Here is a 24669-nt window from a genome sequence, read left to right as displayed (position 1 = left end):
GCGGTCGGCCACGGATTTTTCGCCGCGTTCGGCGGGCGGGTCGAGCCCGGGCCGATGGCTCGGGCTGTCGCCGGTGGGGTCAGTCGGTCCAGATGGAGAGGTACCAGAGGCCGTCGTCGCCGAGGGTGCATTCGTAGATGTCGTCGCCGGGGACGAGCTGGGTGCCGTCGGGGCGGGTGAAGGTGCCGGTTTCGCCGTCGGCGTCGCAGGCGGCCTCGGTGGGGTAGTTGCCGTCCACCTGCCACTCGGTGTCCTTGCCGGCGTGGGCGGTGCCCATCGCGGCGATCAGGCCGAGGGCGACCAGGGAGGTCATTGCGAGCTTCTTCATATGTTGTTCCTTTTCACGAAAGAGCCCGGTCGAGAGTCTCAGGTAAGACCGACTGGCCGGGCCGCCACACGATACTTCAGCACGGGGGTCCGACAAATCCGGCGGCGGTCGGACCGCTTGGCGCTCAGGACGTTCCGCTACCAGCTGCGCATGCCTGGGTGGCCGACCTAATCTGGAGCGATGAGCGGCGACCTTGGTCAGCGGCTGCAAGCGGTTCGGAAGCGGCGGGGGCTAACGCAGCGGGAGCTGGCCGCGAATTCGGCTGTCTCCGTGTCGCTGATCCGGAAGATCGAGCAGGGGGAGCGGGACGACACCCGGATCGAGACGCTGCGGCGGTTGGCCGTGGCCCTGGGGTGCCCGCTGACTGCGCTCATCGGTGCCGCGCCCCGCGCTCCGGAGAGCGGGGACGGCGAGTTGTGGGCCGCCACCAGGCGAGCGATCGATGCACCTCGGCCGGACGTGGCGGTGGAGCCGCACGCGGAAGAGGCTGTGGCCGAATCCCTTGCGGCGGCCGTGCGGCTCTACCACGACAACCGGTATGAGCCGCTGGCGCGAGTTCTGCCCGATCTGGTGGACGCGAGTGAGAGTGTCTCGCCCGTGCTGCGAGCGCGAATTCTCCAGCTGACCGGCTCGGTCATGGTGCAGACGCGGCAATTGGGAACGGCGCGCAGAGTTCTCGATCACGCGCTGGCGGCGGCGCAGGCGAGCGATGATCTACTCGATGCCGCGTCCGTTGTCGTCACGCTGTGCTGGCTGCTCTTGGTGGAGCGGCGATTTCAGCAGGTCGATGACCTCGCGATCGACTGGGCCGACCGAATCGAGCCACGGATCTCGACCGCTACCGATCGCGAGCTCTCCACGTGGGGCTGGCTGCTGTTGCGTGGGTCTGCGGCGGCGATCCGCGACAACCGGCCCGACGACGCCGATGACATGATGCGGCTCGCGCAGGCCGCCGCGGTGGCCGTCAAACGCGAACCGCGCGGCTACCAGGACTATTGGACGGTTTTCGGACCCGCCACCGTGGCCATGAAGCGCGTCGAGAACGCGGTCATCGATGACCGGCCCGACCTGGCACTGCGGTTGGCCCATGACGTGCCGCCCGGCCTGCGGCCCACCTCCGATAACCGCAATCGGCACCTGCTCGACGTCGCTCGAGCCCATCTCGACCTCGCCCGGCCGGATCCGGCCCTGGACATCCTGGTTCGGCTCTCCGGCGAGGCCCGCCCCTGGTTGATCGAGCAGCGGTTGGCCAAGGATCTCCTGGCCAGGCTGATCGGCAGACGCCGAACCCTCACCCCGGAGATGCGCGCCCTCGCCGACCTCATTCACCTCGAATACTGATCGCCTCGTGGCACTTCCGCTGGCGGACCCCGGAAAGTGCCATTGCCGCAGAATCTTCGCGGCCCGATCCTGATTCGGAATCCGCTGGTAGCAGACTCGACGATCGAGAGGGCGAGCAATGAACCCCGGGGCTCTGGGACTTCTCCGCGAAGACGTGTCCGGCTCACGACGACAGTGGGATGAGCGGCGGATTCGGGCGTTGGCGGAACGGTTGGGGTATGACCTTCGGCGGACGGCGGTGTTCGGGCCGCATACTGATCGGCCGGTGCATCGGTTGGGGGTGCTGGTCGGGAATTTGGGGGTGGATGCGGTGATCGTTACGAGTCTGGAGCATTTCGAGGATGGGCAGGTGCCGGGGGAGCTGGTGCGGCGGGCGGATGTGATCACCGTCAGTCCGGAGGAGACGTTCGCGCGGTGGATCGTTCCGCCGGATGCCGCGGCCGACATCGGGTCCCGGTAGGCGGCGCCCGATGGACACCAGCACCCGTTTCGACGAATGAACGGTGGGTGAACCATGATCAATTGGTGCCGTGTCGTTCGATGGGAATTGGTGGGTCGCGAACTTTGATGTCGAAAGCGAATAACTTGACGGCACAGCGGATCTCCGGTAGCCCGAAGGGGCTGGTGTGAGACCCCAATTCTCGCGCAGCGTGTTTCTGCGCGGAGCGCTCGGAATCGCGGTCGCCGGTGTGGGTTTCGCGGGAGCCACCCGGCTGCCGACGTCGGATGCGACACCGGACACCGGGTCCTCCGGCGCGAACGCCGGGGACCTGGGCAGTGCTTCCGGATCGAGCAGCGGGAGCGCCGACCCGAAATGGCGTGAGCTCAAAGGGAAGCTGCGCGGCCGGGTCGTCCTGCCGGGGGACTACGGGTATCCGGGCGTGAAGGAGGTTTTCAACACTCGCTTCGACAACGAGATGCCCGCGGCGATCGTGCAGATCGCGGACGCCCAGGACGCCGCCGCCACCTTCGAGTTCGCGGCCGCGAACAACCTCCAGGTGGCGGCCCGCGCCGGCGGCCACTCGTATGCGGGAATGTCTACGGCGACAGGCACACTCGTCATCGACGTGCGGCGCATGCAGGGCATTCGCGCTGAGGGCGGCACAGCGGTCATCGCGCCCGGCCACACCCTCTACGACATCTATCGCGAACTGGATCGCGGCGGGCTGAGCCTGCCCTCCGGCATGTGCCCCGGCGTCGGCATCGCGGGTCTCACCCTGGGCGGCGGACTGGGCAACGAGTCCCGCGCCCACGGCCTCACCGGCGACCGGCTCACCGCCGCCACCATGGTCCTGCCCGACGGCACCATCACCGAGGTCTCCGCCACCACCCGCCCGGATCTGTTCTGGGCCGTGCGCGGCGGCGGACCGCACTTCGGCGTCGTCACCTCGTTCACCTTCGAGACCATCCCGGCGACACCGAAAGACGTAGTGCGCCTGACCTTCCAGGGCGAGGAAGCCGCGACCGTGATCGCGGGCTGGCAGCAGTGGCTGCGCTCGGCCCCGCGCGAGCAGTGGGCCGACGTCAGCATCGATGCCGACGGCGAGGGCGGCATGCACTGCTGGATGCAGTTGGTCTGTCCCGCGGGCGCCGGCGAAACCGCCACCGCCGAACTCGTCGACGCCATCGGCGTCGCTCCCGGCATCGTCGAACCGCGCAGCCTGTCCCACATGGACGCGGTCCTCTATCTGGCGGGCGGCACCGCCGATCAGCCGCGCGCCGCCTTCACCAACGGCTCCGACATCGTCGCGGACCTCACCCCCGACACGATTGGTCGCATCCTCGAGGCGGTGGCGCGCTACTCCAGCGTCGGCGGTACCGGCTGGGTCCAGATCAATGCCCTCGACGGCGCGATCCGGGACTTGGCCCCCGACGCCACCGCGTTCCCTTGGCGCAGCCACGCCGCCCTGGTGGAATGGGGTGCGTACGAACCCATCCCGCACGAATCGGCGCTGGCCTGGATCGCCGACGCGCACGCCACCCTGACCCCCGACTCGGTCGGCGCGTACATCAACTACCTCGAGCCGGGCGATCCACTGTCTCGCTACTACGGCGCAAACTACCCCCGTCTGGCCACACTGCGCAGCCTGGTGGACCCCGACAACCGCATCCGCTCGGTCCTGACCGCCTGACCCCGCCCCTCGAGGGCGGGGGAGCCCCGCCTACTGGTCGAGGGCCTGGATGAGGGTGTCGAGGCCGGAGCTGACGGATTCGCGCTGGGCAGGAGTGAGGGATTCCAGGGCGAGAGCGAAACGCTGGATGCGGGCCGAGGTGAGACCGGTGACCAGGTTGTGGGCCGCCTCGGTGGCGGTCAGCAGCTGGGCCCGGCCGTCCTCGGGGTCGGCGTCGCGGGTGAGGTAGCCGCCCTTTTCCAGGCCCGTCACGATGCGGGACATCGTGGGGGCGCTGACCCGCTCGATCGAGGCCAGGTCGCCCAGGCGGAGCGGGCCCGAGCGGGCGACCGTCGCGAGGGCGGACGCCGCGCCGGGGCTCAGCGCCCCGAGGTCGCCGGAGGTACGCAACAAGCGCAGCAGGCGGCCGATCGAGTGGTACAGCTCGGCGGCCTCGGTGAGCTGGTCGGGGTCGGCGACACCCATAGGCTCGGACAGCGTGATCTCCTCCGTCAGATTCCCTCGCGGGCGGCTTCACGCAATTCGGCCGCCTCGTCCGTGACAGTCGGGCTACCGGCGAACCAGGAGGCCGCCGCGCCGATCAGCATCATAATCGCGGCTCCCAGGAAGACCACGACCAGACCCGAGTGGAACGGGCCGGAGATCAAGTGCGGGAAGAACTCCTGACCGGTGAGCACATCGCCGTGCACGCCCGGGTGGTCGAGAGTGCCGGTGGGGCCGAGCAATTCCTTGATCGGGTTGTAGCCGAGGAAGGCCGCGAACAGGCTGCCCACCGGCGGCATGTCCGAGATCGCCTCGGCGGCCGGCGCGGGCACACCCTGCTCCTGCAGGCCCGAATTCATGGCGTCGGGCAGCGTATTCGACAGGCCGATGATCATCAGCGAGAAGAACAGGCCGATCGACAACGCCATACCGCCGTTGAACAGTGTGCCGCGCATGCCGGAGGCCACACCGCGCTGTGCCGCGGGCACCGATGACATCACCTCGGCGGTGTTCGGCGACGCGAACATGCCCGACCCGAGGCCGTTGAGGGCGATGACGAGCGCGAACACCCAGTAGTCGAAGTCGACGGGCAGCACGACGAGCAGCACGAAGGTCAGAGCGGTGATCAGCATGCCGACGGTGGCGAACAACCGCGCGCCGTACCGGTCCGACAGCTTGCCCGAAACCGGGCCGGCGATGAGGAATCCGACGGTCAGCGGCAGCAGGTAGATACCCGCCCACAGCGGCGTCTGCTCGAAGGAGAACCCGTGCAGCGGCAGCCAGATGCCCTGCAGCCAGATGATCAGCATGAACTGCAGACCGCCGCGGCCCAGCGAGGACATCAGCCCGGCGATATTGCCCAGTGCGAACGCCCGGTTCTTGAACAGCGACATATTGAACATCGGCTGCGCGACCTTGGATTCGATGACGCAGAACACGGCCAGCAGAACGATGCCGCCGATCACCGCGCCCAGCACCCACGGGTTGGTCCAGCCGGTCTTCGAATCCCCGTGCGGCTGAATGCCGTAGGTGATGCCGGTCAGCAACGCGGTCAAGCCCAGCGCGAACGTGACGGTGCCCGGCAGGTCCAGTGATCCCGGATTGCGCTGGCCATTGTCGTGCAGCGAGCGGTACGACCAGATGGTGCCGATGATGCCGAACGGCACGCTCACCCAGAAGATGGCCTTCCAATCCCACTGCGCCAGTACGCCACCCATGAGCAGACCGAGGAAGGAACCGGCCACCGCCGCGACCTGATTGATCCCGAGCGCGAACCCGCGCTCGTCGGCCGGGAAGGCGTCGGTGAGGATCGCGCTCGCATTGGCCATCAGCATCGCGCCGCCGACGCCCTGGATCACACGCCAGGCGATCAGCCACACCGCGCCGCCGCCGTGTGTGAACGGATCGAATGACAACGCCACGGCCGCGAGGCTGAACACCACGAACCCGTAGTTGTAGATCTTCACCCGCCCGACCATGTCGCCGAGCCGCCCGAACATGACCACCAGCACGGCCGAGGACAGCAGGAAGCCCATCATCAGCCACAGCAGGTAGCTGACATTGGCCGGTTCCAGGGGGTTGAGCCCGATGCCGCGGAAGATGTCGGGCAGCGAGATCGTCACGATCGAGGAGTTGATGGTGACCATGAGCATGCCCAGCGTCGTATTCGACAGGGCCACCCACTTGTACCTGGGGTGATCGTGCTCGATCCGGAGTCGTCTCCGAATGGTCTGGACGTCACCGGCATCCAATCCGGTGGTAGGGGCCGCAGCCATCAGAGCCTCCCGCGAGTCTACGAACGAACGTCCCCAATATAGTTGCATGTTGCTAACTAATGAAATCGGGTATGACTCACTCAGCGGAATGCCTAGCGGCCGAAAACAGGGCGTTGTACGGTTTTCGCGAACGGCCGCCGCGACGAGCGCCGGTTTCGCCGAGGGGAATTACTGTGCCTCGCAAACACTTTCGACCAGGGTGACCTTCCATCGTCGGCCATCTGATCGAAAAGGGCCGTCGACCCGGCCTACTCCGACGGCACCTGTCCACCGGGCAACTGATCGGCCTTGTCGCCGCGCGGAAGCAACCTTGTACCCGATCCGTCGAGCCTCGGACGCTGCAGGGGGCAAACGGATTACAGATCCGGCCGACTCCTCCTGTGCGGCAAGAATTCCCAGCCCTGCCCCAGATTCGACACCACCGATTCGGGCCGGTCGACACGCGTGCCGCAGCGCACATGTTCGGCGCGATTTGCAGTTACGCTGCTATTCAGGACCTGCGCCAACGGTATCGAGCTCGTACACCTTTTCGAGAACGAGAACAGGATCCGGTTATGCGACATGCGCTCATGGCCGCCGCGGCAGGAACAGCCGTGGCCGGTGTGACCCTGGCGAGCCTATGGGCCTGGGGTGCCGATACGGTCCGGGCTCAGGCACCCGGCGGGGACATGTCCGCCGCGGACGTGCATGTCATGGCGTCGGTCGACTCCGTCCAGGTGAATCCGCCCGGCAACCGGACGCCGAACTTCCTGATGACGTTCTCACATGCCGCACAGATGTCGGGCAGCTACTCGGTCACCGTGGACGGTGGCCCGATCACGTCCGGTCAGGCTGTCGCGGGGTTCATCCTCGGCTGCGGGATCAGCGTGGCCGGCGGCGTCACCGTCGGTATCGAGCCCAACCAAGGTTTGGCCGCCGCCATCGCCCCGTCGGTGACCCCCGGGAGCACCTCCGTCAGCCCGCCGAGTGGGACGGAGGTGACCCCCGGGAGCACCTCCGTCAGCCCGCCGAGTGGGACGGTCACGCCCAGCGCCTCGGTCACCCCGCCCGACATCAGTCTCGGACCCAGCGTGGGCGGGGCGCTGGGCGTGACGGAAGTCTTGACGGCCACTATGGGGCCCGGCCAGGTCACCACCGCGACCACGGCGACCGCGGCCCTGGACAGCGCCACTGAGTGGCCTTACCAGATCGCGTTCAACAACGCCGCGTTGAACGTCGCCCAATGCGCTTCGCCGGTGTCGGCGGTCCCCTTCGTCACCACCACGGTGGCCACCCCGAGGGGTGTGGTGCAGACCACCGCCTACGGCGACCAGTTCACCTTCTGAACCCGGCCGGTCGCCCGGGCCGCCCTACGGCGAAGGCAGTTCCGGCCGGGGCTTTCCCGGGGCGACGGTGCGGGCGAGGATGCCGAGGGTGGCGCGGAGGGCGCTTTCGGGGATGACCGGGAAGATATCGGCGTCCTTGAATTCCTGGGGGACCGCGGACCAGTCGTAATAGGACGTCACGAGGGTGCCCGCTTCGATGGGTTCGAGGAGGTAGCCGTAGACGTGGCCCGGTTCGACCCGGCCGCGAACGGTCCAGGCGATCTGCTTGTCCCGCTCGAATGCGACGATTTCGACGGTCACGTCGTACAGACCGAGCGGGTAGTCGTTGAGGGCCTCGCGGTCCATGTGGACGACGAACGTGTCGCCGGCGGCGGTGACGGGGTCTCCGCTGGCCGCCATCAGCATGCCGGAGCTGTCGATGGAGACGTGACCCGGGGGATCGCTCAGGATGGCGAAGATGTCGGCCGCCGATGCGGCAACGGCCCGCTGCACTCGAAATTGTTCTGACACAACAGGATTCTACGCACGCGTACCGAGACGGCGCGACCCGTTACCGGCCCGATCCTGACACCGCGGAGACGCGGGCTACAGTGGTGTCGCGACTGGCGTGACGTGGATCGGACCACGAGGAAGCGCGTATCGGAGCGTCGTCCGCCTGGGTGCTCCCGAACTCGAGTTCGGGAAGTAGGCGCCATCATGGATCTTCGATACGGCATGAATCCCCACCAGCGAGCCCGTGTGGTCGACAGCGCCGAACACATTCGCGTGCTGCACGGTTCCGCGTCGCTGATCAACTACCTCGACCTGCTCAATGCCTGGCAGCTGGTCGCCGAGGCGCAGGCCGCGACCGGCCGGGTGGCGGCCGCCTCGTTCAAGCACGTCTCACCCGCCGGGGCGGCGCTCGACGGGGAGCTCGACGAAACCCTGAACGAGTCCTGGGGTTTGGGTGACACCGGCCTGGGAGCGGTTGCCGCCGCCTACATTCGGGCTCGAGACGCCGATCCGCGCTCCTCGTACGGCGATATGATCGCGGTGTCCGCGCCCGTGGACGACGAGTTGGCCGACCTGCTGGGCGGTGTGGTGTCCGACGGCATCATCGCGCCGGGCTACGCGCCCGGGACCGTGGCGAAGCTGGCCCGCAAGAAGGGCGGCCGGTTCCTGGTCGTCGAGGTCGATCCCGCGTACCGGCCGCCGGAGACCGAGCGCCGCACCGTCTTCGGTGTCACCCTCGAGCAGGACCGCGACCGCCGGCCGATCACCCCGGAGCTGATCCGCGTGGCCGGCGGGCCCGCGCTCGCCGAAGCGGCGGTCTCGGACGCACTGCTCGGCATGATCACCGCCCGCTATACGCAGTCGAACACGGTGGTCCTGGTGCGCGACGGCATGACCGTCGGCGTCGGGGCGGGCCAGCAGTCCCGGGTGGACTGCACCCTGTTGGCCGGAGCCAAGGCCCGCACCTGGTGGCACCGCCGCCACCCCGGTGTCCGCGCCCTGCCGCTGCCCGCGTCCCTACCCCGGCAGGAGCGCCTGAACTGGCGGATCGCCCTCGCCGCAGGCACACTCACCGCCACGCAGCACCGCGAATTGGCGGACCTGCTGACCGAGCCGACCTCCGACCCGGACCTCACCGCGTGGACGCCTCGGCTCTCGGGTCTCACGCTCGTGTCCGACGGCTATCTGCCCTTCCGCGACAATGTCGACGTCGCCGCCGCTCACGGCGTCACCGCGATCATCGAACCCGCCGGAGCCCTGCGCGCCGACGCCATCATCGCCGCCTGCCACGAACACCGGATCACCCTCGCACGCACCAACCTCCGCATGTTCCACCACTGACACCTTCCCCGGCCACCGGCACCTGACCGCGTCGCAACCGATGCCGCGGTCAGCGTGGCCGGGTCGGCAGCAGAGTACAGCGGCCACGGTGACCTGTCGGGGGATCGCCGACGACCTCAGACACCACGAAATGCTTTGTCGCCGACACGATCCGGATCCGTGATATGGGAGAGGAACAGGCGCGCGGCGGGGGTGGGGGTGCGGGTGGTGACCGCATGCCACGGGCGGGTGAGGGGGGTTCCCTCGACGGGGAGGATCTCCAGGCGGCCGGTGGCGAGATCGGCGGCGACGGCGTCGGAGTGGATGAGGGTGATGCCGAGACCCTCGCGCGCGGCGGCCAGGGCGGCGCCGTGGGTGCCGAGAGTCAGTGTGGGCGGGTGGATTTGGAGGCGGTCGAAGAGGGCGAGGGTGGTGTCTCGGGTGCCCGAACCTTTGCCGCGCAGGAGCCAGGTGGCGTCACAGGGGTCGGGCCACCGCGAGGGCGCGCCGACGACGACCAGTTGGCAGGGGCGGCGGGCACGGGTGATGAGGCCGGTGTCGCGCGGCGGGCGACCGGCGACCACGAGGTCGGTTTCGTGGTGGGTGAGTTCGAGGAAGAGGACGTCGCGGGGGTGGATCGACAGACCCAATTCGATGTCGGGATACCGGGTCCGGAACGACGCCAGCAGGTGGAGCAGGACGTATTCGCCCGCGGTGGCGACGACGCCGATACGCAGCCGGCCGGTCTCGGCTTCCCGGACGGCGGCGTGCGCCTCCTTCATCAGACCGAGGATGCTGCGGCAGTAGTCCGCGTACACCCGCCCGGCTTCGGTGAGCGCGATGCCGCGCCCGGATTTGGTCACGAGTTTCGCGCCGAGTTGTTTCTCGATGTGTGCTACGGCGGCGGAGGCGGCGGCCTCGGTGATGTGCAACTGGGCGGCGGCCCGGCGAATGCTGGAGTGCTTGGCAACGGCGAGAAAGGTTTCCATGCGCACCGCGCTCACCGTACCCATACTCAACGGTAGCAAACCCGACGAAAAGGTTGAGCGAGAACAGAAACAATCGAATTGTTTGTCGTTAACGGGCCCGTCATCCTGGGAATCGCAAGTGACCCAACCCGGTTCGCAGGAGGAAAGATGGCCGGATCTGACGATGATCAGCGCAGCCGGTGGGATCCGGGCGTGCAGTCGTATGCGTCGATGGGATACTACAACCCGGACTACGAGCCGAAGGACACCGACGTCCTCGCGGTCTTCCGGGTGACGCCCCAGGACGGCGTCGACCCGATCGAGGCGTCGGCGGCCGTCGCCGGTGAATCCTCCACCGCCACTTGGACAGTCGTCTGGACCGACCGTCTCACCGCGCACAACCGGTACCAAGCCAAGTGCTACCGCGTCGAGGAGGTGCCGGGCCGGCCGGGCGAGTATTTCGCCTACGTCGCCTACGATCTGGACCTCTTCGAGGAGGGTTCCATCACGAACCTCACGTCCTCGGTGATCGGCAATGTATTCGGTTTCAAACCGCTGAAGGCATTGCGGCTGGAGGATATGCGTATTCCCGTGGCGTATGTCAAGACCTTCCAGGGTCCGCCGCACGGAATCGTCATGGAGCGCGAGTATCTCAACAAATACGGCCGTCCCCTGTTGGGCGCGACGGTGAAACCGAAACTCGGGCTCTCCGCGCGCAACTACGGCCGTGTGGTGTACGAGGCCTGCAAGGGCGGACTCGATTTCACCAAGGACGACGAGAACATCAACTCGCAGCCGTTCATGCGCTGGCGTGACCGCTACCTGTTCGCCATGGAGGGCGTCAACCGCGCCATCGCCGAAACCGGTGAATTGAAGGGCCATTACCTCAATGTCACCGCCGCCACCATGGAGGACATGTACGAGCGCGCGGAGTTCGCGAAATCGCTCGGCAGCTGCATCATCATGATCGACCTGACGGTCGGCTACACCGCCATGCAGTCCATCTCGAAGTGGGCGCGCACCAACGGCATGCTGTTGCATCTGCACCGGGCCGGGCACTCCACCTTCACCCGCCAGAAGACGCACGGCGTCAGCTTCCGGGTCCTGGCCAAATGGTGCCGGCTGATCGGCGTCGACCACCTGCACGCGGGCACGGTCATCGGCAAGCTCGAAGGCGACCCGCACACCGTGCGCGGCTTCTACGACACCCTGCGCGACAACCACATCCCCACGAACCCGGTCAACGGCATCTTCTTCGACCAGGACTGGGCCAGCCTGCCCGGCGTCATGCCGGTCGCCTCCGGCGGCATCCACGCCGGCCAGATGCACCAGCTGCTGGACCTGTTCGGCGACGACGCCATCCTGCAGTTCGGCGGCGGCACCATCGGCCACCCGATGGGCATCGCCGCGGGCGCGGAGGCCAACCGGGTCGCGCTCGAAGCGGTGGTCAAGGCACGCAACGAGGGTCGCGATCTGCTCAAGGAGGGCCCGGACGTGCTGCGCCGCTCCGCCGAGCGCTGCCGCCCGCTCGAGGTCGCCCTGCAGACCTGGGGCGACGTCACCTTCGACTACACCTCCACCGACGCCCCCGACGCCGTCCCCACGGCCTCCCGCTGAAAGTCGAGCCACCCATGCATCTGCGCCAAGGCACCTTCTCGCACCTGCCGGACTTCGACGACACCGAGATCGCCGCCCAGGTCCGCTACGCCCTGCTCAACAACTGGCCGGTGTCGATCGAGTACACCGACGATCCGCACCCGCGCAACAACTACTGGGAGATGTGGGGCCTGCCCCTGTTCGATCTGGACGAGCCCGACGGCGTGCTCGCCGAGATCAACGCCTGCCGGGCCACGTTCCCGCGCCACTACATTCGCGTCAACGCCTACGACGCCTCCTACGGCCGCCAGACCACGGCGCTGAGCTTCATCGTGCAGCGCCCGGCCGACGAACCCGGTTTCCGCCTCGACCGCACCGAGGGCGCGGACCGCAGCCAGCGCTACGGCTTCCACGCCTACTCGTCGGATCAGCGATCCGGCCAAAGATACGGCGGCTGAACATCTTTCGGATCTGGAGGTTATCGTGAGCTCGGAACACCCCGCGGCATCGGACGGCCGGCAGCCTGCAGCCGGCCGCCCGGCGGGCGGGTTCCAGATGCATCGGCCCGGGGCCACGAGCCCCGGCCCGCTGCGCGGCACGGCCGCCGACGCGTCTCCCCGACCAGAGGACACCGTGGCGGCCGGCCACCTACTGGAACCGCTGGCCGACGACGCCGTCCTGGATCTGTCGACCGACGTCGCGGGCAAGGACGTCGCGGACACCCTCACCCGCCTGGACGCCGAACTGGTGGGCCTGGCCAATGTCAAACGCCGGGTGCGCGAGATCGCGGCCCTGCTGCTCATCGATCGCGCCCGCCAGCGTTTCGGCCTGCAGGCCACCCGCCCGACCATGCATATGAGCTTCACCGGCGGCCCCGGCACCGGCAAGACCACCGTGGCGCTGCGCATGGCCGAGATGCTGCACGCCCTCGGATACATCCGGAAACCCAAGGTGCACACCGTCACCCGCGACGACCTGGTCGGCCAGTTCATCGGCCACACCGCGCCCAAGACCAAGGAGGCGCTGGCCAAGGCCGCCGGGGGAGTGCTGTTCATCGACGAGGCCTACTACCTGTTCCGCCCCGAGAACGAGCGCGACTACGGGCAGGAGGTCATCGAGATCCTGCTGCAGGAGATGGAGAACGAGCGCACCAGCCTGGTGGTCATCTTCGCCGGCTATCCGGACCGGATGGACACCTTCTTCTCCGCCAACCCCGGCCTGTCCTCGCGGGTGGCCCACCACATCGAGTTCCCCGACTACACCCACGACGAGCTGATGGCCATCGGCGAGCTCATGGTGCGCCAGGAGAACTTCCGCTTCGACCCCGAAGCCGCGCAATCCTTCTCACGCTATCTGGAGCTGCGCATGGCCCGCCCCCGCTTCGCCAATGCCCGCAGCGTGCGCAATGCCCTCGACCGCTGCCGGCTGCGGCAGGCCAAACGCCTGGTCGAACTGCATCGGCCGGTCGGCCGCACCGATCTGATCACCCTGACGGACAGCGACGTCCTCGGCAGCAGTGTGTTCACGGACGCCCTCGCCGACGAGGGGGCATCTCCATGAGGGAATGAGAGGGACTGTGCCCGAAGGATTGAAGACCCTGACCCGGTACACCATCGAACAGGAGCACAAGCATCCCGGCTCCTCCGGGGAGTTCTCGGCGCTGCTGAACGTGCTCGCCACCGCCACCAAGATCATCGCGAATCAGGTGACCCGGGGCGCGATCGTCGGCTCCCTGGGCGCCTCCGATGCCGGCCACCTGCCGGTCACGGTGCACCGCAAGATGGATGCCATCGCCAACGACATCATGGTGTCGGAAAGCCAGTGGACCGGACCGCTGGCCGCCCTGGTGTCGGAGCAGATGCGCGAATGCCATCAGGTGCCCACCGAGATCCGGCGCGGCAAGTACCTGCTCGCCTTCGATCCGCTCGACGGGTCGAGCAATATCGACGTGAACCTGCCGGTCGGCACGATCTTCAGCGTGCTGCGCGCACCCGAGGACGGGCGCGTCCCGGCCGGGCACGACTTCCTGCAGCCGGGCGTGCAGCAGGTCTGCGCGGGCTTCACGCTGTACGGGCCCGCGACCATGCTGGTACTGACCACCGGCAACGGCGTGGACGGGTTCACCCTCGACCGCGAGGTCGGCGCGTTCGTGCTCACCCACCCACGCATGCGCATCCCCGACGACACCTCCGGATTCGCGATCAACGCCGCCAACGAGCGGTTCTGGGAGCGCCCGGTGCGCCGCTACGTCCACGAATGCCTCGAAGGCGTGGACGGGCCGCGCGGGCGCGACTTCAATATGCGCTGGGTCGCCTCCCTGGTGGCTGACACCTTCCACATCCTCACCCGCGGCGGGCTCTACATGTATCCGCGCGACACCCGCAATCCCGAACGGCCGGGCCGGGTCTCGCTGCTGTACGGGGCCAATCCGATCGCCTTCGTCGTCGAGCAGGCCGGGGGAGCGGCCTCCACCGGGCACGAACGCGTGCTGGACGTACGGCCCGAGGAACTGCATCAGCGAGTCCCGTTCATCTTCGGTTCCCGCAACGAGGTCGAGCGGATCGAGCGCTATCACCGCGAACCGGAGGAGGGGCCCAGCTTCGACGCCTCGCTCTTCGGTTCCCGCTCACTGTTCCGCGCGGCCCGTCATTGAACGGCCGGGCGCGCGAAACCTGCTGTCCGGCAATCGAGGAGGTGCCATGTCGGTCAAACATCCCGTGGTCGCGATCACCGGGTCGTCCGGTGCGGGGACGACCAGCGTCACGCGGACCTTCCAGGAGATATTCCGCCGCGAGGGAATCAACGCGGCCATCGTGGAAGGGGATTCGTTCCATCGCTACGACCGCAACGAGATGAAACTGGCCATGGCCGAGGCCGAACAGCAGCGCAATCTCACGTTCTCGCATTTCGGGCCGGAGGCGAATCTGCTTCCCGAGCTCGAGACGCTGTTCCGCGATTACGGGGAAACCGGCGTCGGGGCGGTACGCCGCTACCTGCACGACGACGAGGAAGCCAAACCCTACGGGCAGCCCGCGGGCACCTTCACGCCGTGGGTGGAGCTGGCGCCGGGCAGCGACCTGTTGTTCTACGAGGGCCTGCACGGGGCCGCGGTCGGCGAGGACGTCGATGTCGGGCGGTACACCGACCTGCTGGTGGGCGTGGTGCCGATCATCAATCTGGAGTGGATCCAGAAGGTGCACCGCGACAAGACCGAACGCGGCTACTCCAGCGAGGCCATCATCGACACCATTCTGCGGCGCATGCCCGACTACGTGAAGCACATCTGCCCGCAGTTCTCGCGGACCTACGTGAACTTCCAGCGGGTGCCGACGGTCGACACCTCGAATCCCTTCACCGCCCGGACGATTCCGACCGCGGACGAGAGTTTCGTGGTGATCCGCTTCGCCGACCCGAAGGTGATCGACTTCCCGTATCTGCTGTCCATGCTGCACGACTCGTTCATGTCGCGGCCCAACAGCATCGTGGTGCCGGGCGGGAAGATGGATCTGGCGATGCAGCTCATCTTCACGCCGCTGATCCTGCGGCTCATGGACAAGCGGCCCAAGCGGCTGCTGCGCTGAAACGATCTACCCGGCAACGAGAATGGCGGCCGCCCCGGCTCCGGGGCGACCGCCATTCTCGCTGTCGAAGGGTTATAGGTTCGCGGCGACGTGCTTGGCCGTGCGCTTGACCTGGAACGCCGTGACGACCTCGAAGATGCCGATCACGATCAGCCAGCAGCCGACCACGACGACCAGGGTGGTGATGGAGCGGAACGGCTCCACGATCAGCAGGCCGCCGCCGACGATCAGCAGGATGCCGAACAGGATCTGCCAGCCCCGGCCCGGAACCGCGGAGTCCGACATCGCGGCCACCAGCACCGCGGTGCCGCGGAAGATCCAGGTGATACCGATCCACAACGCCAGCAGGCCGATCGCCTGGAACTCGTTGCGGAAGCAGAAGAAGCCCAGGATGAACGACAGGATGGCGGTGATGAACGACAGCACCCGCATCCAGGCGCTGACATGCAGACCGAACGCCGCGATCAGCTGGAAGACGCCGGAGACGAGCAGGTAGATACCGAACAGGACGCCCGCGACCACCAGGGTCGGTCCGGGCCACACCAGGATCAGGATGCCCAGCACCACCGAGAGAATGCCGGTGACCAGGATCGACTGCCACGCGCTGCGGGCCAGTGTTTGAACCGGCCCCTCGAAAACTCCCTCTTTGCTGGTTGTCATGTTTTGCAGAATATGACCAGTTCGCCGCATTTGCGGTCAATTAGCCATGTGTTGCCTGGCTGTGACCTGCCCGTGTCGCGTGGTTCAGCTTTCGTCCATTGCCCGGCGGGCCGTGCGGCGCACCCAGCGGATGTCGGCTCGCCAGGTGTAGGAGGCCACCAGCAGCGACCCTGCGACCGCGGCGTTGAGCATGTAGGCGCCGTCCACCACCACCGCCACCAGGCCGCCGATGAGCGCGCCCGTGCCGAACGAAAAGTATTGCGTCGCATAGCCCAGCCAGTCACGGACGCTGCCGCCGCCGAAGGCGTGCCGCTCGATGCCCTGTGCGAGTTTCACCATCGTGCCGGTGACGTAACTGACCGGGATCGACACCTCGCCGTTCTTCACGAACGAGGTGTTCAGCGCGCCCATGCCGAAGGCGACGAAAAGAATGGGGACCAGGCCGATGCCGCGGTCGTCGAGGATGTTGTCGACGATGGCCGCGCACGCCAACGCGACGGAGGTGAGCATGGTCGCGCCGTGCGGGTGATTGGTCCACCAGTACCGCCGGCAGATCGACGCGACGAAGACACCGGCCAGGAAGCAGACGATGATCGAGGCCGCACCCACGGCCAGGGTGTAGTCGCCGGCGAAGTTTCCGAGGATGGCGCGTTCGGTATTGCCGGTCATGAAGGTGACGAAATAGCCCTCGGAGTGGGCGTAGGCGGCCGCGCCGATGAATCCGGCGAGCACCGACAACACAGCGGACAGCCGCATCTCGAGGTCCCAGAAGGGGGCACGGGTTCGATTGCTGGTGGCGGTCACAGCAACAGGTTAGCAATCGGAATCGCAGTGCCAGGGAGGGTGAAAATCCGGGTACTGACGGCGCCACCGGTCGTGAGGTACAGTCCGTATGTTAACCGGAATTCGCATCCGGATCATACGCTGGGAACAGGGAGAAGTCATGACTTCCGCCGTCATCGTCGACGCCATTCGCACCCCGTCCGGAAAGGGAAAAGCCGGTGGCGGCCTGTCGGAAGTCCATCCGGCCACGCTGCTCGCGGGAGTGCTGGGCAGCCTGATCGAGCGCACCGGAATCGACCCCGCGCTAGTCGACGATGTGATCGGCGGTTGCGTCACCCAGAGTGGTGAGCAGGCGTTCAATATCTCCCGCACCGCGGTGCTCGCGGCCGGCTTCCCGGAAGCGGTGCCCGCCACGACGGTGGACCGGCAGTGCGGATCCTCACAGCAGGCCGCCCATTTCGCCGCCCAGGGCGTCATGGCCGGGGCCTACGACATCGCCATCGCGTGCGGTGTGGAATCCATGTCGCGGGTGCCCATGTTCTCCAACGCGCAGGGCCGGGACGCCAACCGCGGTCCGATCGCGCACCGCTACCCGGACGGCCTGGTGCAGCAGGGCATCGCGGCCGAGGTGCTGGCCGCGCGCTGGAAGCTGGACCGGACCGCCCTGGACGAGTTCGCCGCCCGTTCGCACCGATCGGCCGCCGCCACCGCCGCGGCCGGGGGCTTCGACAACGAACTGGTGCCCGCGGGCACCATCAGCGCCGACGAGACCGTTCGGGCCGGCACCACCGTCGAGGGCCTGGCCGGACTGCGGCCCGCCTTCACCGACGCCGAGTTCAAGGCCCGTTTCCCGGAGATCGAATGGTCGATCACCCCGGGCAACTCCTCGCCGCTGAGCGACGGCGCCTCCGCCGCGCTCATCATGAGCGAGGAGAAGGCCGCCCAGCTCGGCCTGACGCCGCGCGCCCGCTTCCACTCCTTCGCCGTCACCGCCGACGACCCGCTGCTCATGCTCACCGCCGTCATCCCCGCCACCCGCAAGGTACTGGCTCGCGCCGGGCTGTCCATCGACGATATCGACGTCTACGAGGTGAACGAGGCCTTCGCGCCGGTGCCGCTGGTGTGGGCGCGGGAGCTCGGCGCCGACCCGGCCAAGCTCAACCCGCGCGGCGGCGCGATCGCCCTGGGCCACCCGCTCGGCGCGTCCGGCGGCCGCATCCTGGCCACCATGCTCAACCACCTCGAGCAGACCGGCGGTCGCTACGGCCTGATGACCATGTGCGAGGCCGGTGGTCTGGCCAACGCCACCATCATCGAACGCCTCTGAAAATGCGTGCCTGACACGGGAACCCGCGCCGGACGCGATGGACGGCACTGCCGCCCCGATCGTGACCCCTGCGCGGGAGTCCCGGGCGGACAGGTCCTGACCCGACCTCCACGACATGTCGGACCACGAGGGTCTGGATCCCGCCCAGGCAGGAGCCAGCAGCCGAAGCGAGCAGGGCTTCTTCGGAAACGCCCTGACGGCAGCCACTGTCGTGCCTGCGATCCGACCGCGTGTCTTCCTTGTGTGGGGACTGGACATCTCGGCCACGTCGGCGGGCGGGGTCGGCGCACCCACTGGATCACGGACCGCGTCGGTCCTCGGTCGTATGCTCTGGCCCGTTGCGGTCGAGCGGGTTCTGGAGGCGTGGTGCGGGTTTCGTGGGATCAGGTGTTCGCCTGGCGAGTGCGACGGCAGTTCGTGGATCGGCGGACCACAGCGGACGCGGTGGCCGTGGCCGAACGGCTGTGCGGGGTGCAGGCGCAGGTCACCTCGGCCGCGGAAACGGCTGTGGCGCTGCGGCGTTCAGCGCGGCAGCCCGGCGCGGTCGTCGACGCGCTGGGGGAGGGGACGCTGCTCAAGACCTGGGCCATGCGCGGGACGCTGCACGCCATGACGCCGGAGCAGGGCGCGGCCGCGCTCTCGCTCATGGCCTCGGCGCGGACCTGGGAGAAACCGGCGTGGACCAAGGCCTCCGGGGCGACGCCCGAGGATGTGGCCGCACTGGTGGAAGCGGTCGGCGGGATTCTCGACGGGCAGGTGCTCACGCGGGACGAGCTGGTGTCGGCCCTGACCGCCGAACCGCGCTTCCAGCCGCTGGAGCAGCACCTGCGCTCGGGGTGGGGGTCGATGCTCAAGCCGCTGGCCTGGCAGGGGGCGCTCTGCTACGGCCCGGCGCGTGGCACCTCGGTCACCTTCACCAATCCGGCGCACGTCGTCCCCGGGTGGGCCGGGCTTCCGGAACCCGATGACGCCGCGCCCACGATCGTCCGCGCCTATCTCGGCGCGTACGGCCCGGCGTCGCCGGAGATCTTCAACACCTGGCTGACCCGCGGATTCCTCGGCAAGACGACTGTGCGCCGCTGGTTCTCGGCACTCGGGAACGAGCTGACGGAGATCGACGTCGAGGGCCGCCGCGGGTACTTCCTGACCGAGCACCTCGACGAGCTGGCGCAGACGAAGCCGACCTCCGCGGTTCATCTACTCGGTCAGTTCGACCAGTACGTGCTGGGCCCCGGCACCGGCGACACCGTGCTGCTGCCGGGCGACCATCGCGCCAAGGTCAGCCGCACCGCGGGCTGGATCTCGCCGCTGGTGCTGGTCGGAGGCCGGATCGCCGGTACGTGGGAGGCCGAGGACGGCGCGCTGGTCGTGTCCATGTTCGACGGCGCGCCGGTGCCGACCGCCGAGATCACCGCTCAGCTGCCGACGGTCGCCGAGGCCACCGGCCGGCAGATCACCGGCGTCCGGGCCGCATGACTCCGACAGTGGTGTGGTTCAGTTCGATTCGACGACCGGATCGACCCATACCCACCACCCGGTGTCGGCGACGGTGACGGTGATCGCGCGTCCGTCCACCTCGACCTCGGCGGCGCCGGGGCGGTCGGCACGACCATAGGCCCATCGCACGCCGCTCACGTTCGAGCCGTAGCCGAGCACGTAGACCGAGCCGCGACTGCCCACGGCGATGAATTCGCCCGCGCCGACGCTCATCCCGGGCCGCCATTCGCCGTCGTCGAGGATCAGCTCGTCGAGGTCGATCTCGGAACCGTCGCCATTGGTGTCGACGAGCGCGAACGCGAACTCGCCGTTGCTCGCCAGCGCCAGCACGCGCGAATGTCGCGGATGCCAGCCGCCGACCGACAGGACGGTCTCCGGGCTAGGCCGGGTGGACTCACTCGGTTCAGCGGGACGCACCGCCACCACCTTTCTTCCGCTGCCGCGGCAACCAGCTGAGGAAACCGCGGTGCAGGCGAGGACCGCCTGCGCGAGGTTACCTGGTCGAATTGCCCGGGTGGCCGAGATTCCTGATCAAGCCGGCCCCACTGGCGAGCACCGAGCCCGCCGAGATGGTCAGCGACCAGGAACTTCCGGGTCCACCGTGTCCGGCGCACGTCGAACATATCGGGATCCCTCCGAATCCGCTGTGCGCGACCCACTTCGATCGCCGACCTCTCGGAGTCCAGGGCACGCACCGTTTCGCGGCCTGGAGGTTTTCCGTCCGCGACTTCCATCGGGCGACCGTCAGCGACCCGGGAGCAACGCCGGATCGTGCGCGCCTGGGCCGAGCTGGAGACGCAGGTCCCGGGAGGCGAGATGCCCGCCGCACTCCGAGCACACCGGGTGCACGGTCGTGACATGCCCGCACTGCTTGTGGACGGCCTCGATCGGCGGGCCGTCGGGGGCGGCCCATTCGTCGCCCCACTGCCGCATGGCAGCCAGGATCGTCCACAGCGAGCGTCCCTTGTCGGTCAGCAGATAGTCGTAGCGGACCGGATTGTCCTGGTAGGGCGTCTTTTCCAGGACTCCCTGCTCGACCAGGTGTTCCAAGCGCTGGGTGAGCACATTGCGGGCGATGCCGAGGCGGGAGCGGAAGTCGTCGAAGCGGGTCACCCCGAACAGGGCGTCCCGCACGATCAGCAACGTCCACCACTCGCCGACCACCTCCAGGCATTGGGCGATGGAGCAGTTCATGTCCTCGAAGCTGGTTCGCCGCATGACTCCAGCATAGTCGGTTGCTTCAAAGAACTCACTGCCCTATGGTCCGTCTTATGAAGCAACTCACTAGGACCGTCCGCGAGGCACAGGGGGAGACCCGATGAATACCGCTGTTGTGCAGGAGGATCGGCGGGCGACCGATCCACGGATGGTGCTCGGCGTCGTCGCCGTGGCGGTGCTGCTGTCCAGCCTGGATCTGTTCATCGTCAATGTGGCGTTGCCGCGGATCGCGGAGGATTTCTCCGCCGCGCGGATCTCGGGGCTGTCCTGGGTGCTCAACGCCTACGCCATCGTCTACGCGGCGCTGCTGGTGCCCGCCGGGCGGCTCGGCGACCGGAACGGGCACAAGACCGCCTTCCTGACCGGGCTCGGCGTCTTCGTACTCGGGTCCGCGCTGTGCGCGGTCGCCCCGAACAGCGCGGCGCTGGTCGCGTTCCGGGTGGTGCAGGCGGCGGGTGCCGCGCTGCTCACCCCGTCCTCGCTCGGCCTGCTACTGGCCGCGACACCGGCGGAGAAGCGGGCGACGGCGGTGCGGCTGTGGGTCGCGTTCGGCGGGCTGGGCGCGGCACTGGGTCCGGTGGCGGGCGGACTGCTCGTCGAACTGCACTGGCGCTGGGTGTTTCTGGTGAACGTGCCGCTGGGGATCATCGCCCTGATCGTCGGCGCCCGGCTGCTGCCCCGGCCCGCGGGCACCGGCGGCCCGCTGCCGGACGGGGTGGGCGCGCTCGCGCTGATCGCCTCGGTGGCCTCGCTGATCCTCGCGGTGGTGAAGGGCGATGACTGGGGCTGGGCCTCCACCGGCGTGCTCGGTGCTGTCGCGGCGGCGGTCGTGTTCGCGGCGGTCTTCGTCGCCTCCTCACGTCGGCATCACAGCCCGGTCGTGGACCCGGGCCTGCTGAAGGCTCCGAATTTCGGTGTCGTACTCGCCAATTCGCTGCTGTTCAATACGGCGTTCGCGGCGATGCTGCTGTCGGCGGTGCTCTGGATGCAGAACGTCTGGGGCTGGTCGGCGTTGAAGACCGGACTGGGCATCGCGCCCGGCCCGCTGGTCGTGCCGATCGTGGCGATCTCGGCGGGGCGTTTCATCGCCCGGGTCGGCGTGGGCCGGGTGCTCGCGCTCGGCGGTGTGGCGTTCGCGGCCGGCATCGCGTGGTGGGCGCAAGGTGTGGCGCTGCACGCCAACTACGCGAGCGGATTCCTCGGCGGCATGCTGCTGACCGGTCTCGGCGTCGGGTTGACCCTGCCCACCGGGACCGCCGCGGGTACCTCGGGCCTGCCGCCGCAGCAGTTCGCGACAGGCTCCGCGGTGTTGACCATGGCCCGCCAGCTCGGCATGGCGGTCGGCGTGGCGATTCTGGTGGCGGTGCTGGGTTCGCCGCACGGCGGACCGGCGACGCTCACCGCGTTCCAGCACGGGTGGTACGTCGTCGCGGCCGTGTCCGTCGCCGCGGGAGCACTGGGCCTGGCGGTCCGAATGCCGAAGGCCGCCGGCGCGCCCGGCTAGACCCGAGTCCGCGCGGTTTCCGAGACGCCCGGGCCGGTGGCACCGCCCGGGCGCTCCTCGCGGGGGAGCAGGAGCGGGCTGAGCAGGATCACCAGGCCCGCCACCGCGATGGCCGCGCGCGGGCTCGTCACGCTCGCGAGGAGCCCGCCCAGCGCGCTGAGCCCGGCGATCGCGAGGCCACTGCCGATGGACCACGCCGAAAGAGTTCGGGCGACAAGGTCTTTCGGCGTGTGTTCGAGTCGATAGGTGGCCAGTACCGGCGTGTACAGGCTCATATTGACGATGATCGCGAGCTCGACCACGATCACCGTCACGAGACCGATCACCCCGGGCTGGACGAACACGAGCCCGATCAGCCAGATCGCGCGCAGCGCGCCGACCACACGCAGGATCCGAAACTGGCCGTGCCGTGCGACGACTCGACTGGCCAGGCGTGATCCGAGGAGCCCGCCGAGGCAGGGCGCGGCGAAGGCCAGGCCGTATTGCCAAGGGGAGAAGCCGAGTTCACGGAGCAGCAGCACGGCCAGCAACGGCTCGGTGGCCATGATCAGACCGCTCACCAGCAGCTGATTGAGATACAAACCGCGCAATCCGGGATGGCGCAGCAGATGCCGCCACCCGTCGAGGAGTTCATCCATACGCGGGGTTGGCGCCCCACCGCGCACCGGGCGCTCTTCCCGATCATGAATGGCCCCCAACGCCGAAGCCGACAGCAGATAGCTCACCGCATCGGCCACCACCGTGACCACCGGTCCGAGCAATCCGATCGCCGCACCACCCAGCGGTGGCCCGACAGCGATGGAACTCCAGTTCGTCGACTCGAATCGCGCATTGGCCACGAGCAGATCGTCCGCCCGCACCAACGACTTCAGATACGCGCCACTGGCCGCCCCGAACGCGATCTTGGCCGCAGCCACCACCGCCGACACCACCATCAGTTGACCGAAACTCAATCCGCCGAGCGCATACGCGACGGGAATGCTCAGCATGACCGCGAACCGCAGCAGATCCATCCCGATCATCACCGGCCGCTTGCGCTGGAACTCCACCCACGGCCCGAGCGGCAAGGCGATCAACGCGCCGACCGCCGGACCGACCGCCGCCAGCGTGGACACCTGAACCGGACTGGCCCGCAAGACCACGACGGCGATCAACGGCAACGCTCCGAACCCCAGCCCCGACCCGTAAGCGCTGACCGCGTACGACGCCCAGAGCCACCCGAACTCCCGGCCCAGCGCCCGCCTGCCCATCACGCTCCCGCACCTCCGAACAACCCGCCGTTGACAGCAGCGATCCAACCAAGCCAGAAACATCGAGATCAAACAACCGATCCCTCGGCGAGCCACAACCGATCGTTGTGCGGGTACGGTGTCGCCGTGGATCTCAATGGCGTGCGCACCTTCGTCACGGCCGCCGACACGGGCCGGTTCCAGGACGCCGCCGCCGAGTTGTCGATCACCCAGCAGGCGGTCTCCAAACGCATTGCCGCACTGGAGAAATACCTGGACGTGCGCCTGTTCGCCCGGACAGCCCGCGGCGCCGAACTCACCATCGACGGCCGGGCCTTCCTGCCGCACGCGCGGGAACTGCTGCGGGTCGCCGAGCGCGCCGACGCCTCGGTGCGACCCGGCCGGCGCGCGCTCCGCGTCGACGTCGTGGCCCGCCGGGTCGTCATGGCGACACTGCTGCAGAACTTCCATCGCGCGCATCCGACCATCGCGCTGGACATCGTCACCCTCGAAGGCGACGCGGAGACCGCGATCGCCGCCGTCGAAGCGGGCACCATCGACGCCACCTTCCACGCTGTCCGCACACGACAGCAACTGCCCCACGGGATCGGCGCGGCCCGGGTGATCGACGAACCGCACGAGCTCTTGGTCGGCCCCGGCCACCCCTTCGCCGACGCGCGGGCGGTGACGCCCACGCAACTGGCCGGGCATCGCATCTGGATGCCCGGCCTGCCCACGCACGGGGAGGTGGCCGACTACTTCGCCGAACTCACCGACACCTTCGGGTTCACGATCGACGGGCTCGGCCCGGTCTTCTCGAAAGAGGCGCTGCTGGAGGAGATCGCCGATTCCCCGAACCTGGCGACCCTGGTCGGCGCTGGCACCCGGTACCTGTGGCCGGACAGCTACGACCTGCGGCGCGTACCGATTCGCGGCCCGGCGCTCGTCTACCCGCTGTCGATCATTTGGCGCACCGACAATCCGCACCCCGCCCTCACCGAACTCCGCAGCCACCTCGACGCGCGGCGCACTGTCCGGCCCGACCACGAGATCTGGCTGCCGACATGGGCGCAACGCATCCCACGGCCCACGGACTGACGCCCGCTAGGC

The 24669-nt window shown here is 68.3% G+C and carries 24 protein-coding genes and 1 riboswitch; of the genes, 14 read left to right on the top strand and 10 right to left on the bottom strand.

Features of this window, described 5'->3' with window-relative positions:
- Nucleotides 1-79: 79 nt before the first annotated feature.
- Nucleotides 80-328, bottom strand: a complete 249-nt coding sequence (locus ABZ412_RS05070; protein ID WP_357276503.1) for a hypothetical protein — start codon at nt 326-328, stop codon at nt 80-82.
- Between the two features lie 180 nt (nt 329-508).
- Between ABZ412_RS05070 and ABZ412_RS05065 the strand changes: the two genes are divergently transcribed.
- The 3 genes from ABZ412_RS05065 to ABZ412_RS05055 all read left to right on the top strand — a co-directional run bounded on the left by ABZ412_RS05065 (nt 509) and on the right by ABZ412_RS05055 (nt 3801).
- Nucleotides 509-1669 carry a helix-turn-helix transcriptional regulator gene (locus ABZ412_RS05065; RefSeq protein ID WP_357276501.1) on the top strand — a complete coding sequence of 387 codons (1161 nt, stop codon included), beginning with the start codon at nt 509-511 and terminating at the stop codon, nt 1667-1669.
- Nucleotides 1670-1979: 310 nt separating this feature from the next.
- Entirely contained in the window at nt 1980-2129 is a 150-nt protein-coding gene (locus ABZ412_RS05060) for a hypothetical protein (protein WP_357276498.1), read from the top strand.
- 166 nt (nt 2130-2295) lie between these two features.
- Entirely contained in the window at nt 2296-3801 is a 1506-nt protein-coding gene (locus ABZ412_RS05055; RefSeq protein ID WP_357276496.1) for an FAD-binding oxidoreductase, read from the top strand.
- A gap of 30 nt (nt 3802-3831) precedes the next feature.
- Here ABZ412_RS05055 and ABZ412_RS05050 read toward each other — a convergent pair whose 3' ends face one another.
- Both ABZ412_RS05050 and ABZ412_RS05045 read right to left on the bottom strand, forming a co-directional pair.
- Entirely contained in the window at nt 3832-4266 is a 435-nt protein-coding gene (locus tag ABZ412_RS05050) for a MarR family transcriptional regulator (RefSeq protein WP_357276494.1), read from the bottom strand.
- A gap of 26 nt (nt 4267-4292) precedes the next feature.
- Nucleotides 4293-6059, bottom strand: coding sequence for an MFS transporter (locus tag ABZ412_RS05045; protein WP_357276491.1), 1767 nt, complete (start codon nt 6057-6059; stop codon nt 4293-4295).
- 554 nt (nt 6060-6613) lie between these two features.
- On the opposite strand from ABZ412_RS05045, the gene ABZ412_RS05040 reads away from it, so the two are divergent.
- Complete coding sequence (locus ABZ412_RS05040; protein WP_357276489.1) at nt 6614-7384, top strand: MspA family porin; 771 nt, start codon at nt 6614-6616, stop codon at nt 7382-7384.
- Nucleotides 7385-7408: 24 nt separating this feature from the next.
- Here the strand turns inward: ABZ412_RS05040 and ABZ412_RS05035 are convergent, their stop codons facing one another.
- Nucleotides 7409-7894 (bottom strand): polyketide cyclase, encoded by a 486-nt coding sequence (locus tag ABZ412_RS05035; protein WP_357276486.1) that lies wholly within the window; start codon nt 7892-7894, stop codon nt 7409-7411.
- Between the two features lie 78 nt (nt 7895-7972).
- Nucleotides 7973-8052, top strand: a riboswitch (ZMP/ZTP riboswitch).
- A gap of 28 nt (nt 8053-8080) precedes the next feature.
- Between ABZ412_RS05035 and ABZ412_RS05030 the strand changes: the two genes are divergently transcribed.
- Complete coding sequence (locus tag ABZ412_RS05030; RefSeq protein ID WP_357276484.1) at nt 8081-9217, top strand: phosphoribosylaminoimidazolecarboxamide formyltransferase; 1137 nt, start codon at nt 8081-8083, stop codon at nt 9215-9217.
- Nucleotides 9218-9333: 116 nt separating this feature from the next.
- Here ABZ412_RS05030 and ABZ412_RS05025 read toward each other — a convergent pair whose 3' ends face one another.
- Complete coding sequence (locus ABZ412_RS05025) at nt 9334-10209, bottom strand: LysR substrate-binding domain-containing protein (RefSeq protein ID WP_357276481.1); 876 nt, start codon at nt 10207-10209, stop codon at nt 9334-9336.
- Between the two features lie 123 nt (nt 10210-10332).
- On the opposite strand from ABZ412_RS05025, the gene ABZ412_RS05020 reads away from it, so the two are divergent.
- The 5 genes from ABZ412_RS05020 to ABZ412_RS05000 are packed head-to-tail and all read left to right on the top strand — an operon-like array spanning nt 10333 to nt 15341.
- On the top strand, nt 10333-11781 hold the full coding sequence (locus ABZ412_RS05020; RefSeq protein WP_357276479.1) for a form I ribulose bisphosphate carboxylase large subunit: 1449 nt from the start codon (nt 10333-10335) through the stop codon (nt 11779-11781).
- A 14-nt stretch (nt 11782-11795) separates the two neighbouring features.
- Nucleotides 11796-12218: a ribulose bisphosphate carboxylase small subunit gene (locus ABZ412_RS05015; protein WP_357081801.1), complete on the top strand. Its 423-nt coding sequence runs from the start codon at nt 11796-11798 to the stop codon at nt 12216-12218.
- A 25-nt stretch (nt 12219-12243) separates the two neighbouring features.
- Nucleotides 12244-13320: an AAA family ATPase gene (locus ABZ412_RS05010; protein ID WP_357276476.1), complete on the top strand. Its 1077-nt coding sequence runs from the start codon at nt 12244-12246 to the stop codon at nt 13318-13320.
- 16 nt (nt 13321-13336) lie between these two features.
- A complete protein-coding gene (locus tag ABZ412_RS05005) occupies nt 13337-14413 on the top strand; it encodes a class 1 fructose-bisphosphatase (protein WP_357276474.1) in 1077 nt (358 codons plus the stop codon).
- 46 nt (nt 14414-14459) lie between these two features.
- On the top strand, nt 14460-15341 hold the full coding sequence (locus ABZ412_RS05000) for a phosphoribulokinase (RefSeq protein WP_357276472.1): 882 nt from the start codon (nt 14460-14462) through the stop codon (nt 15339-15341).
- Between the two features lie 72 nt (nt 15342-15413).
- Here the strand turns inward: ABZ412_RS05000 and ABZ412_RS04995 are convergent, their stop codons facing one another.
- Both ABZ412_RS04995 and ABZ412_RS04990 read right to left on the bottom strand, forming a co-directional pair.
- Nucleotides 15414-16001: an HdeD family acid-resistance protein gene (locus ABZ412_RS04995; RefSeq protein ID WP_357276470.1), complete on the bottom strand. Its 588-nt coding sequence runs from the start codon at nt 15999-16001 to the stop codon at nt 15414-15416.
- 84 nt (nt 16002-16085) lie between these two features.
- Nucleotides 16086-16805, bottom strand: coding sequence for a YoaK family protein (locus ABZ412_RS04990; RefSeq protein WP_357276468.1), 720 nt, complete (start codon nt 16803-16805; stop codon nt 16086-16088).
- Nucleotides 16806-16944: 139 nt separating this feature from the next.
- On the opposite strand from ABZ412_RS04990, the gene ABZ412_RS04985 reads away from it, so the two are divergent.
- Complete coding sequence (locus ABZ412_RS04985) at nt 16945-18111, top strand: thiolase family protein (protein WP_357276465.1); 1167 nt, start codon at nt 16945-16947, stop codon at nt 18109-18111.
- 363 nt (nt 18112-18474) lie between these two features.
- Nucleotides 18475-19587, top strand: a complete 1113-nt coding sequence (locus ABZ412_RS04980) for a crosslink repair DNA glycosylase YcaQ family protein (RefSeq protein ID WP_357276463.1) — start codon at nt 18475-18477, stop codon at nt 19585-19587.
- Between the two features lie 18 nt (nt 19588-19605).
- Here ABZ412_RS04980 and ABZ412_RS04975 read toward each other — a convergent pair whose 3' ends face one another.
- Nucleotides 19606-20025 (bottom strand): hypothetical protein, encoded by a 420-nt coding sequence (locus tag ABZ412_RS04975; RefSeq protein WP_357276461.1) that lies wholly within the window; start codon nt 20023-20025, stop codon nt 19606-19608.
- Between the two features lie 327 nt (nt 20026-20352).
- Nucleotides 20353-20826 carry a helix-turn-helix domain-containing protein gene (locus ABZ412_RS04970; RefSeq protein WP_357276458.1) on the bottom strand — a complete coding sequence of 158 codons (474 nt, stop codon included), beginning with the start codon at nt 20824-20826 and terminating at the stop codon, nt 20353-20355.
- A gap of 100 nt (nt 20827-20926) precedes the next feature.
- Between ABZ412_RS04970 and ABZ412_RS04965 the strand changes: the two genes are divergently transcribed.
- The gene (locus tag ABZ412_RS04965) at nt 20927-22330 is read left to right on the top strand and encodes an MFS transporter (protein WP_357276456.1); all 1404 of its coding nucleotides are present in this window, start codon (nt 20927-20929) and stop codon (nt 22328-22330) included.
- Here ABZ412_RS04965 and ABZ412_RS04960 read toward each other — a convergent pair.
- Entirely contained in the window at nt 22327-23580 is a 1254-nt protein-coding gene (locus tag ABZ412_RS04960) for an MFS transporter (protein ID WP_357277131.1), read from the bottom strand. The genes ABZ412_RS04965 and ABZ412_RS04960 overlap by 4 nt on opposite strands.
- Before the next feature lie 126 nt (nt 23581-23706).
- Between ABZ412_RS04960 and ABZ412_RS04955 the strand changes: the two genes are divergently transcribed.
- On the top strand, nt 23707-24657 hold the full coding sequence (locus tag ABZ412_RS04955; RefSeq protein WP_357276453.1) for a LysR family transcriptional regulator: 951 nt from the start codon (nt 23707-23709) through the stop codon (nt 24655-24657).
- Nucleotides 24658-24669: the final 12 nt, after the last annotated feature.

The organism is Nocardia sp. NPDC005746, from assembly GCF_040630785.1.
Lineage (GTDB): Bacteria > Actinomycetota > Actinomycetes > Mycobacteriales > Mycobacteriaceae > Nocardia.
Note: the sequence above shows the minus strand (reverse complement) of the source record. Positions and strands in the feature narration are given on the sequence as shown.